Genomic DNA, 14,576 nt, shown 5'->3' on the forward strand with positions numbered 1-14,576 from the left:
AGAACGTGGTGGGAAAACCGGCGCGGCCGGGGAACGCCATCGACCAGACCCGGCGGATGCTCTCCCTGGTGACATATCTGCGGGAGCGGCCCGGGGCCCGGATCGAGGACGTCGCCCGTGCCTTCGGGATCACCGAGGACGAGCTGGTCTCGGACCTCGATGTGCTGCCCATGTGCGGGACCAGCTTCCGCGGCGGTGATCTGCTCGACATCGACACCGACGGCGAGCGCATCTGGTGGCACAATCCGGCCGCCCTCGGCGCGGAGGCGGCCGAGCCGCTCAAACTCGCCGCCGACGAGGCCACCGCCCTGCTGGTGGCCGCCCGCGCGGTGGCCACGCTGCCCGGACTGCGCGAGAGCGACCGGCAGGCCCTGCTGCGGGCCACCGCCAAGGTCGAGACGGCGGCCGGGGAGGCGGCCGGTGCCAGTTCGCGTCTGTCGGTCACCTTCGAGGCCGAGGGCGGGGTCTTCGCGGACGTCGACCGGGCCATCTCGGAGCGCCGACGGCTGTGGATCCGCTACTACTCGCCCGCCCGTGACGAGGTCACCGAACGCGAGATCGACCCGATCCGCCTGGTCAGCGTCGGGCACACCTATGTCGAGGCCTGGTGCCGCCGCTCCGAGGCCCGCCGTACCTTCCGGCTGGACCGGGTCGCCGAGATCAAGATCCTCGACGAGCCGTCCGCGCCGCCCGAGATCGAGCTGCGGGACCTGTCGGAGGCGCTGGTGCAGCCCGCCGCCGAGGACCCCGAGGTCGTCGTCGAGGTCGGGCCCGGCGGGCGCTGGGTCGCCGAGTACTACCCGCACGACAGCGCCGAGGAGCTGCCCGACGGCGGGCTGCGCATCAGCCTGCGCACCCCCGACCCCACCTCGTTGCGGCGCCTCGCGCTGCGGCTCGGGCGCGACGGCCGGATCGTCTCCCCGCAGGACCTCGCCGACAGCGCCCGCCGGGCGGCCCGCGAGGCGCTGACAGCCTACGACGCGACCGTGACCACGAGACCGTGACCGCGAGACCGTGACGACGCGACCGTGACCACGGCGTAGGACCGGAACAGAGAGATGCGAGGGCTGTGAGCGGCGGGTCGATTGTGTCGGGTGTGAAGGCCGGCGTGAAGTCCGGCGTGCAGGAGATCCAGGAGATCCGGGAGATGACCGTGTCGGTCGCCTTCGCGGGTATGAAGAAGGCGGTCGACGTGGTGTTCCGAGCCGGCTGCCCCGACTGCCGGGCCAACTTCGAGCTGGGCGCGAGCGCGCTGCGTCTGGCCATCGGCGCCACCAGCAAGACCACCTTCTACTCCTTCACCTGCCCCGAGTGCGGCACCGCCGTCCGCAAGCCGGCCGGCGAGCGGATCGTCGAGCTGCTGACCGGGGGCGGGGTACGGACCCTGCGGCTGCACTCGGCGGGCTAGGGCTGGGGCTGGGGCTGGGCAAGGGTGGGGTCAGCTTCTGCCTGCCGCCCGGCCAGGGCGGCTCGCTCCTGCGGGTGAGCGCGGGTGAGCGGGGGTGCCTGGCGTCGGCGGTCGTTCGCGGGTGGGGGAGTGCGTGCCGGCCCGGCCCCGCTGGCCTGAGGTGCCGAGCAGGCTCTAGGGTCGTCGGCATGTTCTGGGCGATGTTCGCGGTGGCTGTGGGGTTCATGGGGCTCGTCGTGCTCGGGGTGCTCGCCGTGCGGGTCTTTCTGGAGGCCCAGCGGCTGGGCGCGCAGGTCACGGAGTCGGCGCGAAAAATCAATCGGGCGGCGGAGGACCTGGAGCGGGCGACGGCGAGTGCGGCCCGCTCTGTGGACGCTCTGTGAGTTCCGGTCGAGGCCCCTGTGACTTGGGCGGCGAGTGCGTTTTGCGCCACTTCGCCCTGTCACCTTCTCACCTTTGCCAGGTACGCTGCCTGTCGCGGCGCGGAGAACGAGGCCCGGGTCGCGAATCGGGAGTACGCACAGGGATTGCCTGACGTTTACCCCTGAGCGTTACGATCGCTGCCAGCACGATCGTTCGGACACCTGTCCGACCGGTCGGACAGCCCCCACCCGCCGCCTCGGTGAAGAAGGTAGACAGCTATGGGTAGGCTCGGCCCCACCGAGATCATTCTGATCCTCGTCGTCATCATCCTGCTGTTCGGTGCGAAGAAGCTTCCGGACATGGCGCGCTCTCTGGGCAAGTCCGCCCGCATCCTCAAGAGCGAGGCCAAGGCCATGAAGTCCGACGGCCAGGACGACACCACCGCGGCGGCTGCGCCTCCGCACCCCGGCGGCGAGGCCCCGGCGCAGCGCACCATCCAGGCCGCCCCCGGCGATGTGACCAGCTCCCGCCCGGTCACCGAGCCGACGGACACGACCAAGCGCTGACGCAAGGCCGGACAAGACTTCCGGCCTGCCGCACGAGATGAGGACGTGGGTTGCTCAAGTCTGCCCGCAAAACGGAGAAGGACAAGGATCCCGAGGGGCGGATGCCCCTCGCGGAGCACCTGCGCGAGCTGCGAAACCGCCTTGTCAGGAGCCTGCTGGCGATCGTCGTCACGACGGTCATCGCGGCCATGTTCTACAAGGACATCATCCAGTTCTTCACGGATCCCATTCTCCAAGCGGTGGGATGCGAATACAGCTTCGCCGAACTGGCGGACGAAGTGGTGAAGGACACCAGCCAGACCAGTTGCGCGCGCATCGTGCAGAACGGTCTGTTGAGTCCGTTCACACTCGCCCTCACGGTCTCGCTGTCGTCGGGCGTGGTGCTCGCCGCCCCGGTCTGGCTCTACCAGCTCTGGGCGTTCATCGCGCCGGGCCTGCACCGGAGCGAGAAGAAGTACGGCCTCGGCTTCGTGGCGGCGGGCTTCCCGCTGTTCCTCGCCGGCTCGTACTTCGCCTACTGGTCATTGCCCAAGATGGCGTCCGTCATGCTGGAGTTCTCGATCATCGGAAGCGACAACCAGCTTCCCCTCGATGATCTGCTGAACCTGATCATGCGAATGATCGTCGTCTTCGGCCTCTCCTTCGAGTTGCCACTACTGCTCGTGATGCTGAACTTCGGCGGGGTTCTCTCCGGCAAGAAGATGGCCGGCTGGTGGCGGGGCATGATCCTGGGCATCACGCTCTTCGCGGCGATCGCCACCCCCAGCACCGACCCCATCTCCATGTTGGCGCTGGCGGGTCCCATCTGGGTCCTGTACTTCTGCGCGTGTGGCATCGCGCTGACCAACGACAAGCGCCGGGCCCGTGTCGAGGCCCTGAAGCCGGACGACGACGAGGCCTCCGAGCTGGACCTCACCCCCGAGGACGTCGGCGAGATCGAGACCGTCTCGGCGAGCAGGGCGCTCCCCGCGCAGGCGGAGCCCGAGCGGGAACGGATCAACGGATACGACGACGCCACCTGAGCACCGGCCACCGCGCTGTGTGCGGCGACAACGGCAGTGGGCCCCACCGATGGTCTTCGGTGGGGCCCACTGCCGTTGTCGCATTCCTTTTCGGACGGAAGGCGGTCCGGATCTCGACGGTGGCACGATCCGGATAATGATCGTCCTGTTGTCAGTGGAGCCCGGTACGCTCGAAAGCACGATGACAGAGGACCTCTCACCGGCCGAGCGGTACGCGGCGGCCCGCAGGCGCGCTGCCGAGCAGGCCACCGCTCTCGCAGGTTTCCGCGCGATGTACGACTTCGGTCTCGACCCCTTCCAGATCGAGGCCTGCCAGGCGTTGGAGGCCGGCAAGGGCGTCCTGGTGGCCGCCCCCACCGGCTCGGGCAAGACGATCGTCGGCGAGTTCGCCGTCCACCTCGCCCTCACGCAGGGCAAGAAGTGCTTCTACACGACACCCATCAAGGCCCTGTCGAACCAGAAGTACGCCGACCTGTGCCGCCGCTACGGGGCCGACAAGGTCGGTCTGCTCACCGGCGACAACAGTGTCAACTCCGACGCCCCCGTGGTCGTGATGACCACCGAGGTGCTGCGCAACATGCTGTACGCGGGTTCCCAGACGCTTCTCGGCCTCGGGTACGTGGTCATGGACGAGGTCCACTACCTCTCCGACCGCTTCCGGGGAGCCGTCTGGGAAGAGGTGATCATTCACCTTCCCGAGTCGGTCACCCTCGTCTCCCTCTCGGCCACGGTGTCGAACGCGGAGGAGTTCGGCGACTGGCTGGACACCGTGCGCGGCGACACGGATGTGATCGTCTCGGAACACCGGCCCGTGCCGCTGTTCCAGCACGTGCTCGCCGGACGGCGGATGTACGACCTCTTCGAGGAGGGCGAGGGCAACAAGAAGGCCGTCAACCCCGACCTCACGCGCATGGCGCGCATGGAGGCCAGCCGTCCCTCCTACCAGGACCGCCGGCGCGGTCGCGCCATGCGCGAGGCCGACCGTGAGCGCGAGCGCAGACAGCGCTCCAGGATCTGGATCCCGAGCCGCCCCGAGGTCATCGAACGGCTCGACTCCGAAGGCCTGTTGCCCGCCATCACCTTCATCTTCAGCCGCGCCGCCTGCGAGGCCGCCGTACAGCAGTGCCTGTACGCGGGCCTCCGGTTGAACGATGACGCGTCTCGGCTCAAGGTGCGTGCCCTCGTCGAGGAGCGCACCGCCTCGATCCCGAACGAGGACCTCCATGTCCTCGGCTACTACGAGTGGTTGGAGGGCCTGGAGCGCGGCATCGCGGCCCACCACGCGGGCATGCTGCCGACGTTCAAGGAGGTCGTGGAGGAACTCTTCGTACGCGGCCTGGTCAAGGCCGTGTTCGCCACCGAGACCCTCGCACTCGGCATCAACATGCCCGCCCGCTCGGTGGTGTTGGAGAAACTCGTCAAGTGGAACGGCGAGCAGCACGCCGACATCACCCCCGGCGAGTACACCCAGTTGACGGGGCGCGCGGGCCGGCGCGGCATCGACGTCGAGGGCCACGCCGTCGTGCTCTGGCAGCGCGGTCTGAGCCCCGACCATCTGGCCGGACTCGCGGGCACCCGTACGTATCCGCTGCGCTCCAGCTTCAAGCCGTCGTACAACATGGCGGTCAACCTCGTCGACCAGTTCGGCCGGCACCGCTCACGGGAACTGCTGGAGACGTCCTTCGCGCAGTTCCAGGCCGACAAGTCGGTCGTCGGGATCTCCCGGCAGGTGCAGCGCAACGAGGAGGGGCTGGAGGGCTACCAGGAGTCCATGACCTGCCACCTCGGGGACTTCGAGGAGTACGCGCGCCTGCGGCGGGAGCTGAAGGACCGCGAGACCGACCTGGCGAAGCAGGGCGCGGCCCAGCGGCGGGTCGAGGCGGCCGTCGCGCTGGAGAAGCTGAAGCCGGGCGATGTCATCCATGTCCCGACCGGAAAGTACGCGGGTCTGGCACTGGTGCTCGACCCCGGGCTGCCCGCCGGGCGGTCGAACGGCCACCGTGGGTTCGAGCAGCACGACGGGCCGCGCCCGCTGGTGCTGACTGCCGAGCGGCAGGTCAAGCGGCTGGCTTCCATGGACTTCCCGGTGCCGGTGGAGGCGCTGGAGCGGATGCGGATCCCGAAGTCCTTCAACCCGCGTTCGCCCCAGTCGCGGCGGGATCTGGCGTCGGCGCTGCGCACCAAGGCCGGGCACCTGGTGCCCGACCGGCACCGCAAGCGGAGGGCCGCCGCCGCGGACGACCGTGAGATCGCCGGGCTGCGTGCCGAGCTGCGGGCGCATCCGTGCCATGGGTGCAACGAGCGTGAGGACCATGCGCGTTGGGCCGAGCGCTACTACCGGCTCAAGCGGGACACCGCGCAGCTGGAGCAGCGTATCGAGGGCCGTACGAACACGATCGCGCGGACCTTCGATCGGATCGTCGCCCTGCTGACCGAACTGGGCTATCTGCGGTCCGACGAGGTCACCGAGCACGGGAAGCGGCTCGCGCGGCTCTACGGCGAGCTGGATCTGCTGGCGAGCGAGTGTCTGCGGGCGGGTGTCTGGGAGGGGCTCGGGCCTGCCGAGCTTGCCGCGTGTGCGTCCGCGCTGGTGTACGAGGCTCGGGCCGCGGACGACGCGATGGCGCCGAAGCTGCCGTCCGGGAACGCCAAGGCCGCGCTGGGGGAGATGGTGCGGATCTGGGGGCGGCTGGACGCGCTGGAGGAGGAGTTCCGGATCACGCAGAGCGAAGGGGTGGGGCAGCGGGAGCCCGACCTCGGCTTCGCCTGGGCCGCGTACATGTGGGCCTCGGGGTCGGGGCTCGACGAGGTGCTGCGGGAGGCGGAGATGCCGGCCGGTGACTTCGTGCGGTGGTGCAAGCAGGTGATCGATGTGCTGGGGCAGCTCTCGGCGGCGGCGCCGGCGGGGTCGAGCGTGGGGAAGAGTGCGCGCAAGGCTGTGGAGGGGTTGCTGAGGGGGGTTGTGGCCTACTCCTCGGTGGGGTGAGGGTTCGCCCCCGGTGGGGGGTGGGGCGGGTTGTTCGGCGGGTGCGGGTGGGTTGTGGCTGGTCGCGCAGTTCCCCGCGCCCCTGAAAGACAACAGCCCTGCCCGCGCCCCCGATGGCAAGGGCGTGCTCGTGCCCCCGTGGAAGACAGAGCAGCCGGCCTGCGTCCCTGAGAAGGCGAGAGCTGGGCGACGCCCCCGGGAGGAGTGAGTGTCGGCGGGTTCTCGGGAAGGACGAGAGTCGGCCGACGCCCCCGCAAGTACTGATGCCTCCGGAAGGACGAGAGTCCGGCGACGCCCCCCGGCAAGGACGCGAACCGGCGGGCGTCTTCGGGAAGGCGAGAGCTGGCCGATGCCCCCGGTAGGACGAGGGGCGGCGGGCGTTTCCGGGAAGGACGAGAGTCGGCCTACGCCCCTGAGCGCGCGCAAGTGTGCCTGCGCTGTCTGGGTGGAGGCGCGCGGGCCCTCTTGCTCAGCGGGACAGGTAGCTCCGCCAGCCGCCGTACTCCGTGATGTCCGGGGCGTTCCGCAGGGCGTCGGGCTCGCAGAGGAAGCCTGGGGCCCGGGTGCCGTCGGCGAGTTCGATGCTGCCCAGGGTCATGGGGCGGGGGAGGGCTGTCAGCAGGCGGCCCAGGCCCTCTGTCGGGAGGCGCCAGATCTCGGCTTCGACGGGGGCGCCGCCTTCGCCCACGTGGACCAGGCCCGGCTTCGGCGGGGTCGTGCGGAGGGCGTGGAGGCGGTAGACGGGGGCCGTGGCGGTGGTTCGCTCCAGGCGGGCGCCCAGGGACAGGAGCTGCGGGTTCAGGGGCTGGCCCGAGAGGTGCGCGCCCACGACCGCCAGGCGGGCCTCCGGCTGGAGGAGGGCGGCGACGCGGGCCAGGCGGCCGTCCGTGAAGGCCGGGCCGATCAGCATGACGCCGAAGGGGAGGCCGCTCACCTCGCCCGCGGGCACGGCGACCGCCGCCAGGTCGAAGAGGTTGGTGGAGTTGGTGAAACGGCCGAGGCGGGCGTTCGCGCCCAGCGGGTCGGCGGCGACTTCGGCGAGCGTCGGGTGGCCCGGTGCCGTCGGCAGCAACAGGGCGTCCGCGTCGGCCAGTTCGCTGAGTGCGCGGGCGCGCAGGGCGGTCAGCCGGTCCTGGTCGGCGAAGAGCTGGTGGGCCGGGATGTCGCGGGCGCGGGTGATGATGCCGGCGACCGTGGCGTCGAGGGAGTCGACGCCGTCCGCGATCGCCTTGTCGACGAAGCTTCCGACCGCTGTGTAGCGCTCGGCCACGAACGCGCCCTGGTAGAGCATGGCCGCGGCCTCGGTGAAGGGGGTGAGGTCGAGGGGGCGTACGTCCGCGCCCGCGGCCCTCAGGCGGGTCACAGCCGTCTCGTAGGCCTCCGCCCAGCCCTCGTCCAGTTCGCCCAGCTGCTCGCGCGGGGGAACGGCGACGCGCCACGGGCCCGGGGTCCGCTGGGGGAGGGGCGGGAGGGCGCGGTCCGGCGGAGAGGCCATGTGGGCGAGGGCCTGTTCGGCTTCCGGGAGGGTGCGGGCGAACACCGTCACGCAGTCGATCGAGGCGCAGGCCGGGACCACGCCGGCCGTGGGGACCAGGCCCCGGGTGGGCTTCAGGCCGACGATGCCGTTGAAGGCGGCGGGGATCCTGCCGGAGCCGGCCGTGTCGGTGCCCAGGGCGAAGTCGACGATGCCCAGCGCCACCGCTACGGCCGAGCCGGAGCTTGAGCCGCCGCTGATGCGGGACGGATCGTGGGCGTTGCGGACGGCGCCGTGCGGGGAGCGGGTGCCGACCAGGCCGGTGGCGAACTGGTCGAGGTTGGTGGTGCCCAGGACGAGGGCGCCGGCGTCGCGCAGGCGGGCCACGACCGGGGCGTCCGCGTCGGGGGTGTACGCGTACGCCGGGCAGCCTGCGGTGGTGGGGAGGCCGTGGACGTCGATGTTGCCCTTGGCGGCGAAGAGGCGGCCGGCGAGGGGGAGGTGGGCGCCCGCGGCCAGGCGGGCGTCCAGGGCCTCGGCCTCGGCCTCGACGTCGGATCGGGGGCGTAGGTCGATCCAGATCTCGGGGCGGTCGACGGCTTCGACGCGGGCGTAGGCCATGCGGACTCTGGTGAGGGTGGGGGAGTGGGACATCTGTGCTCCTGGGTGGGGTGCTGTGGTCGGCTGCGGGGCGGAGGGTGCGCGTGGAGTATTTCGCCCCCGCCGCGCCTACCCGTCCCTCCCCCACTCTCGGCTTCGCTCGAGCGGGAGGTGCCCCCATCCAGGGGATGTGCCCCTTCGACCTCCTGCGCCTGAGAGCTCGGGGGTGGGGGATCGTCGGCGGGTGCGGGAGGTTCGTGGTTGCTCGCGCAGTTCCTCGCGCCCCTAGGGGGCGCTCGGAATCAGGATGATCAGAGGGGTGCCCGCGTTCACCTGGGTGCCCGGGGTGGTCAGGATCCGGTCGATGACGCCGTCCGTGGGGGAGGGGACGCGGGACTCCATCTTCATCGCCTCCAGGGTCAGGAGGGGCTGCCCGGTGGTCACCCGGTCTCCGGGTCGCACGTTCACCTGCCAGACCGAGGCGGCGAACTCGGCCTCGATCAGGTGGCCGTCCTCGGGGACGTCGATCTCCGCTGGGGCGGCCGGGGGCGTGGACGCCGTCTCTGCGCGGGTGAACTCGCCGGCCTCCTCCCAGGCCGCCCGCTCCGCCGTGAAGGCGGTCTGTTGCCTCGTCCTGAACTCGGCTATCGGGTCGGCGTGTTCCGCGAGGAACGTCTCGTACTCGGCCAGGGAGAAGGTGCCCTGTTCCACGCGCGGTACGAAGCGGCCCGAGACGATGTCCGCGCGGAGGGAGAGGAGTTCGTCGGCGTCGACCGGATACCACTTGATGCGGTCGAAGAAGCGGAGCAGCCAGGGGGAGCCGGGTTCGAAGGCGCCGCGTTGCTGCCACGGGGACCAGACCTGGGTGGTGCGGCCGACGAACTGGTAGCCGCCGGGGCCCTCCATGCCGTAGACGCACAGGTACGCGCCGCCGATGCCGACCGAGTTCTCGGCGGTCCAGGTGCGGGCCGGGTTGTACTTCGTCGTCACCAGGCGGTGGCGGGGGTCCAGCGGGGTCGCGACCGGGGCGCCCAGGTAGACGTCGCCCAGGCCCAGGACCAGGTACTCGGCGGCGAAGACCGTGTCGTACACGTCGGCCACCGAGTCCAGGCCGTTGACGCGGCGGATGAACTCGATGTTCCAGGGGCACCAGGGCGCGTCGTCGCGGACGCCCGCCATGTAGCGGGCGATGGCCTCGCGGGTCGCGGGATCGTCCCAGGAGAGGGGGAGGTGGATCGTGCGGGAGGGGACGACCAGTTCGTCCGTCGGAGGGAGGGACGCCACGATCCGACGTACCGCCGTGAGGAGTTCGGGTTGCGGCAGGAGCGCCGGGTCCGTCCGGATCTGGAGGGAGCGGATGCCGGGGGTGAGGTCGGTGACGCCGTCGAGGCACGCTTCGGTGACCGCCTCCATCAGGGCGTGCACCCGCATGCGCAGGGCCAGGTCGAGTTGCATGGGGCCGAACTCGACGAGGAGGTTGTCGTCGCCGCTGCGGCGGTACGTCACGTCGCCGTCGCGGGCCAGGACGCCGCCGTCGACGATCGGGGGGCGGGGCGAGGTGTCGTCCGCCACCGGGAGGAAGCGGACCGTGTCCCCCGGGCGCAGCTGGCCGAGCTTCCAGCGTTCGGTGGAGGCGACCGTGGCCGGGCAGACGAAGCCGCCGAGGGAGGGGCCGTCGGGGCCCAGGAGGACCGGCATGTCGCCGGTGTAGTCGACGGCGCCGACCGAGTACGGGGTGTCGTGGATGTTGGAGGGGTGCAGGCCCGCCTCGCCGCCGTCGGTGCGGGCCCAGCGGGGCTTGGGGCCGACCAGTCGTACGCCGGTGCGGGCCGAGTTGAAGTGGACCTTCCAGTCGGCCGCGTAGAACTCGTGGATGTCCTCCTCGGTGAAGAACTCCGGTGCCGCGTGCGGGCCTTCGAGGGCGGCCACCTGCCAGGAGGAGGTGAACGGCGGGCGGGCCTCCGGCGGGACCGGGCCGCCCTCGCCGGTGACCTCCCCGCCGTGCAGCACGTCGCCGGTCCGCAGCGCCCGGCCGCCGTGGCCGCCGAAGCGGCCCAGGGTGAAGGTGGCCGCGCTGCCGAGGAACGACGGGACGTCCAGGCCGCCGCCCGCGAGGAGGACGTAGGTGCGCAGTCCGTGTTCCGTCGGGGCGCCGACGGCCAGTACGGCTCCGGCGGGTACCGTCACCGGCTCCCACTGGGCGACCGGTGAGCCGTCGACGGTCACCCGGGCGGGGGCGCCCGTCACACAGACCGTGGTGGCGTGCGTGAAGCGGAGGGACGGTCCCTGCAGGGTGCATTCGAGGCCGGGGGCGCCCTCGGGGTTGCCGAGGGCCCGGTTGCCGAGGCGGAAGGACAGGTCGTCCATGGGACCGCAGGGCGGGACGCCGACCTGCCAGTAGCCGGTACGGCCGGGCCAGTCCTGGACGGTGGTGAGGGTGCCGCCGGAGACGACCTCGACGCGGCGGGCCGGGTCGGTCACGGTCGCGAGGGTGGCCGTGGAGTGGGCGGCCCGGCGGAAGTCAGGATCGTCGAGGGCAGCCCGGACCAGGCCCAGGTTCGTCTCGATGCCGTCGATCCGGGTCCCGGCCAGCGCCTCGTCCAGCCGGCGCAGTGCGTGGGCGCGGTCGGAGCCGTACGCGACGACCTTGGCGAGCAGCGGGTCGTAGGAGGTCGTGACCTCGGTGCCCGTCTCGACCCAGCCGTCCACGCGCACGTCCCGCGGGAACTCGACCCGGGTCAACAGGCCCCCGCTCGGCCGGTGTTCACGGGAGGGGTCCTCGGCGTAGACCCGGGCCTCGACGGCGTGGCCGCGGGGTTGTGCCGGGGCCTGGACGACGGCGGAGTCGCCGCGGGCCAGGCGCAGCATCCAGGCGACGAGGTCGACGCCGTAGATCTCCTCGGTGACCGGGTGTTCCACCTGGAGGCGGGCGTTGACCTCCAGGAAGTACGCCTCCTCGCGGGCGGCGTCGTAGACGAACTCGACGGTTCCGGCGGAGCGGTACTCGACGCTCGCGCACAGGTCGCGGGCGGAGGCGGTCAGCCGCGCGCGCACATGGTCGGGGAGGCCGGGGGCCGGGGCCTCCTCGACGACCTTCTGGTTGCGGCGCTGGAGGGAGCAGTCGCGGTCGCCGAAGGTGACGACGAGGCCGTCGCCGTCGCCGAAGACCTGCACCTCGACATGGCGGGCCCGGTCGACGAGGCGTTCGAGGTAGACGCCGGCGGAGGAGAAGGAGGCGGCGGCGACACGCTGCACCCGCTCCCAGGCGTCGGTCAGTTCGGCGGCGGAGCGGCATGCCGACATGCCGATACCGCCGCCTCCGCCGGTGGCCTTGAGCATCACGGGGTAGCCGATGGCCGAGGCGTGGTCGAGGGCTTCGGCGAGGGAGGGCAGCAGGTCGGTGCCGGGGAGGAGCGGGACGCCCGCGGCCTCGGCGGCCTCCCGTGCGGTGTGCTTCGCGCCGAACAGTTCCAGCTGGTCGGGGGTGGGGCCGACGAACACGATGTCCGCGTCCTCACAGCGGCGGGCGAAGGCCGCGTCCTCGGAGAGGAAGCCGTAGCCGGGGTGGACGGCGCCCGCGCCCGTGTCCTTGGCCGCCTTCAGGATCAGGTCCGCGTCGAGGTACGACTCCTTCGCGGGTGCCGGGCCGAGCCGTACCGCCTCGTCGGCGAGGCGGACATGGGCGGCGGCGCGGTCGGCGTCGGAGTACACGGCGACCGTCCGCAGGCCCAGTTCGCGGGCGGTGCGGATGATGCGGACGGCGATCTCGCCGCGGTTGGCGACCAGCAGGGTGTCGAAGGTCATGTGCGGGCCCCGGTGATCGTCATCTGCACCGCCGTCGGGTCGAAGCCGTTGCAGGGGTTGTTGATCTGGGGGCAGTTGGAGACCAGGACGAGCACGTCGCACTCGGCGCGCAGGGTCAGGGCGAGACCCGGGGCGGAGATGCCGTCGACGATGCCGAGGGTGCCGTCCTTCTCGACCGGCACGTTCATGTACCAGTTGATGTTCGACACGAGGTCGCGCTTGCCGAGGCCGTGCCGGGCGCCCTCGGCGAGGAAGTTGTCCACGCAGGCGTGCTGGGACCAGGTGTGGTGGCCGTACCGCAGGGTGTTCGACTCCTTGGAGCAGGCACCGCCGACCGTGTCGTGCCGGCCGACGTCGTCGGCGACCACGGTCATCAGCGGGGTGTACTCGTTGGACATCAGCACGCTGCCGGTGGTGAGGAAGATGCCGCCCTGCGCGTGGATGGTGTCGGGCGCGCTGTAGCGGACGGCCGTGTCGTGCGCGTCGTACACGAGGAAGTCGACGGCCTGGTTGCCGTGCAGATCGGTGAGGGTGAGCGTCTCACCGGCGCGTATCACGGACGACCAGGCCGCCCTGGCCGGAACGACGGTCTTCATGCGATCCCCCTCGCGGCGAGGAACTCGGCGGTGTTCAGGAAGGCGCGGCGGCCCTCGGGAGTGGCCTCCCACAGGGGGTCGCCGGGCCGGGTCGGCCCGGCGCGCCAGGCGAGCACCTCCAGCGGGGTGCTGACGTACTCGGGGCGCGGGTCGGCCGGGTGGGGCACGTTGGCGAGCAGTACCGTCACGTCCTGCTCGGCGCGCAGGGTCACGGCGGCGCCGGGGCCGGCGGAGCCGGTGAAGTCCAGGGTGCCGTCCTCGCGTACCTCCACGCCCTGGAAGAACGAGAGCGAGGGCGGGAGGTCCCGGGGTTCGAGGCCGTTCTTGGCGGCGGCCAGCTTGAACAGTTCGCGTCCGGCGGGGGAGGGGGACTGCGGGGTGCCGTCCCCGTACCGCTCGGTGTTGCGTACGAGGGTGGAGGTGCCGCACAGCGCGTCGTGGCGGCCCGAGGTGTCCGCGACGACCGACGCGAGGACGCGGCCCTGGTCGGACAGGAGCAGGACGCCCTCGCCCAGGTAGGCGTTCCACTGGACCTTGACGGTGTCGGCGACGTTCAGCCGTTCCCAGGGGCGGTCGGCGTGGTGCAGGAGCAGATGCGCGCACGCGTCGCCGCGCAGGTCGGTGAGGCGGAACTCGGTGCCCCGGGCGAGCACTCTGTGGGAGTAGTTGCCGCCCGCCACCGTCTCCGCCCAGACCAGCCGCTCCGCGTCGCAGGGCGGGGCCGGCCAGCGGCTCGCGGGCACCACGGGCATCGCCTCGGCCTGGGCGCCCTCCTGCGCGCGGGCGTGGTCGCGTGCTCCGTACGTCGTCGATGTCGCCATCGTGGGACCTCCGGGTGCGGCGTGTATTTCTGTCGTGCGACAGAAATTAGGGGCGGGGCGGGTCGCCGCCATGTCCCTGGCGTTGCGGGCCGGTTACCGACCCCTCACGATGGTCGTGCCTCGCCGGGGGCCCGGCGAACCGTGCGACCGGTCACAGCGGACGCATGGGTGACGTGTGCGAGGATCGAACGCATGGGAAGCGCGGGTGGCACCGGTGGGCGGCGGGTCGGCAGGCCCCGGGCCGACGGCCGGCCCGAGAGCGGACTGTCGCCCCGCGACGAACTGCGCGCCTCCGCGGCCGAGTTGTTCACGACGCGGGGCTACGCGGCCACCACCACCCGGGCCGTCGCCGAGCGCGCCGGTATGCGGCAGGCGTCCATGTACCACTACGTCTCCGGCAAGGAGGAGCTGCTCGCCGAGCTGCTGGAGTCCACGGTCACCCCGTCGCTCGCGTACGCCCGTGAGCTCCTCGCCCAGGACGGTGCCCGCGCCGAGGAGCGGCTCCGGGAGCTGTGCCGCGCCGATGTCGCCCTCCTCTGCGGCGGCCCGCACAACCTCGGCGGCCTGTACCTCCTGCCGGAGGTCCGCGCCGAACGCTTCGCCGGCTTCCACGCCGTGCGGGCCGAACTCAAGGACGCCTACCGGCAGTTGATCGCGGCCACGGCCGCGGGCGGGACGCTCGCCAGGAGTGAGCTGGATCTGCGTACGGATCTCGTCTTCGGGCTGATCGAGGGTGTCATCCTCGTCCATCGCTCGGACCCCGGGCGCCCCGTCTCCGCCTTTGCCGAGGCAACGGCGGACGCCGCGCTGCGCATCGCCGGCGTCTGAGGGAAGGCCCCCGGCAGGCCGTCTCCGGTATTCGATTCACCCTGTCAAGGGGCTCTTCTCGTACGCCCGTCCGTCGTTACACAGCGTGTGCGAATGGCGCCCCAGCGT

The 14,576-nt window shown here is 71.7% G+C and carries 11 protein-coding genes; 7 read left to right on the forward strand and 4 right to left on the reverse strand.

What is annotated here, in order from left to right; translation table 11 throughout:
- The first annotated feature begins 5 nt into the window (after positions 1-5).
- The 6 genes from OG622_RS39630 (at position 6) to OG622_RS39655 (ending at position 6,345) form a co-directional block, all read left to right on the forward strand.
- Positions 6-1,004: a helix-turn-helix transcriptional regulator gene (locus OG622_RS39630; protein ID WP_371581447.1), complete on the forward strand. Its 999-nt coding sequence runs from the start codon at positions 6-8 to the stop codon at positions 1,002-1,004.
- 143 nt (positions 1,005-1,147) lie between these two features.
- Positions 1,148-1,408 carry a hypothetical protein gene (locus tag OG622_RS39635; protein ID WP_319766292.1) on the forward strand — a complete coding sequence of 87 codons (261 nt, stop codon included), beginning with the start codon at positions 1,148-1,150 and terminating at the stop codon, positions 1,406-1,408.
- A gap of 188 nt (positions 1,409-1,596) precedes the next feature.
- Positions 1,597-1,791, forward strand: coding sequence for a hypothetical protein (locus tag OG622_RS39640; RefSeq protein WP_371581448.1), 195 nt, complete (start codon positions 1,597-1,599; stop codon positions 1,789-1,791).
- Positions 1,792-2,049: 258 nt separating this feature from the next.
- Positions 2,050-2,337, forward strand: a complete 288-nt coding sequence (tatA, locus tag OG622_RS39645; RefSeq protein ID WP_060891971.1) for a Sec-independent protein translocase subunit TatA — start codon at positions 2,050-2,052, stop codon at positions 2,335-2,337.
- 50 nt (positions 2,338-2,387) lie between these two features.
- Complete coding sequence (tatC, locus tag OG622_RS39650; RefSeq protein WP_371581449.1) at positions 2,388-3,359, forward strand: twin-arginine translocase subunit TatC; 972 nt, start codon at positions 2,388-2,390, stop codon at positions 3,357-3,359.
- A gap of 136 nt (positions 3,360-3,495) precedes the next feature.
- Positions 3,496-6,345, forward strand: a complete 2,850-nt coding sequence (locus tag OG622_RS39655) for a DEAD/DEAH box helicase (RefSeq protein ID WP_371581450.1) — start codon at positions 3,496-3,498, stop codon at positions 6,343-6,345.
- 469 nt (positions 6,346-6,814) lie between these two features.
- On the opposite strand, the gene atzF is transcribed toward OG622_RS39655, so the two are convergent.
- From atzF to OG622_RS39675, 4 genes are all read right to left on the reverse strand, one after another.
- On the reverse strand, positions 6,815-8,473 hold the full coding sequence (atzF, locus tag OG622_RS39660; protein WP_371581451.1) for an allophanate hydrolase: 1,659 nt from the start codon (positions 8,471-8,473) through the stop codon (positions 6,815-6,817).
- 231 nt (positions 8,474-8,704) lie between these two features.
- Positions 8,705-12,223, reverse strand: coding sequence for a 5-oxoprolinase/urea amidolyase family protein (locus OG622_RS39665; RefSeq protein ID WP_371581452.1), 3,519 nt, complete (start codon positions 12,221-12,223; stop codon positions 8,705-8,707).
- Positions 12,220-12,819: an urea amidolyase associated protein UAAP2 gene (locus OG622_RS39670; RefSeq protein ID WP_371581454.1), complete on the reverse strand. Its 600-nt coding sequence runs from the start codon at positions 12,817-12,819 to the stop codon at positions 12,220-12,222. The genes OG622_RS39665 and OG622_RS39670 overlap by 4 nt, the downstream gene beginning before the upstream one ends.
- A complete protein-coding gene (locus OG622_RS39675; RefSeq protein WP_371581455.1) occupies positions 12,816-13,640 on the reverse strand; it encodes an urea amidolyase associated protein UAAP1 in 825 nt (274 codons plus the stop codon). Before OG622_RS39675 ends, OG622_RS39670 begins: the two co-directional genes overlap by 4 nt.
- A gap of 192 nt (positions 13,641-13,832) precedes the next feature.
- Here OG622_RS39675 and OG622_RS39680 point away from each other — a divergent pair, with 192 nt between their 5' ends.
- Entirely contained in the window at positions 13,833-14,468 is a 636-nt protein-coding gene (locus OG622_RS39680) for a TetR/AcrR family transcriptional regulator (RefSeq protein WP_371581456.1), read from the forward strand.
- Positions 14,469-14,576 lie beyond the last annotated feature (108 nt).

This window comes from Streptomyces sp. NBC_01314, from assembly GCF_041435215.1.
Taxonomy (GTDB): Bacteria; Actinomycetota; Actinomycetes; order Streptomycetales; family Streptomycetaceae; genus Streptomyces.

What these genes read in the sequence shown, in the direction of transcription:
- OG622_RS39675 (WP_371581455.1), bottom strand. Translation starts at nt 13,640, where the DNA reads ATGGCGACATCGACGACGTACGGAGCACGCGACCACGCCCGCGCGCAG.
- OG622_RS39655 (WP_371581450.1), top strand. Translation starts at nt 3,496, where the DNA reads ATGATCGTCCTGTTGTCAGTGGAGCCCGGTACGCTCGAAAGCACGATG.
- OG622_RS39665 (WP_371581452.1), bottom strand. Translation starts at nt 12,223, where the DNA reads ATGACCTTCGACACCCTGCTGGTCGCCAACCGCGGCGAGATCGCCGTC.
- OG622_RS39680 (WP_371581456.1), top strand. Translation starts at nt 13,833, where the DNA reads ATGGGAAGCGCGGGTGGCACCGGTGGGCGGCGGGTCGGCAGGCCCCGG.
- atzF (WP_371581451.1), bottom strand. Translation starts at nt 8,473, where the DNA reads ATGTCCCACTCCCCCACCCTCACCAGAGTCCGCATGGCCTACGCCCGC.
- OG622_RS39640 (WP_371581448.1), top strand. Translation starts at nt 1,597, where the DNA reads ATGTTCTGGGCGATGTTCGCGGTGGCTGTGGGGTTCATGGGGCTCGTC.
- tatA (WP_060891971.1), top strand. Translation starts at nt 2,050, where the DNA reads ATGGGTAGGCTCGGCCCCACCGAGATCATTCTGATCCTCGTCGTCATC.
- OG622_RS39670 (WP_371581454.1), bottom strand. Translation starts at nt 12,819, where the DNA reads ATGAAGACCGTCGTTCCGGCCAGGGCGGCCTGGTCGTCCGTGATACGC.
- OG622_RS39635 (WP_319766292.1), top strand. Translation starts at nt 1,148, where the DNA reads ATGACCGTGTCGGTCGCCTTCGCGGGTATGAAGAAGGCGGTCGACGTG.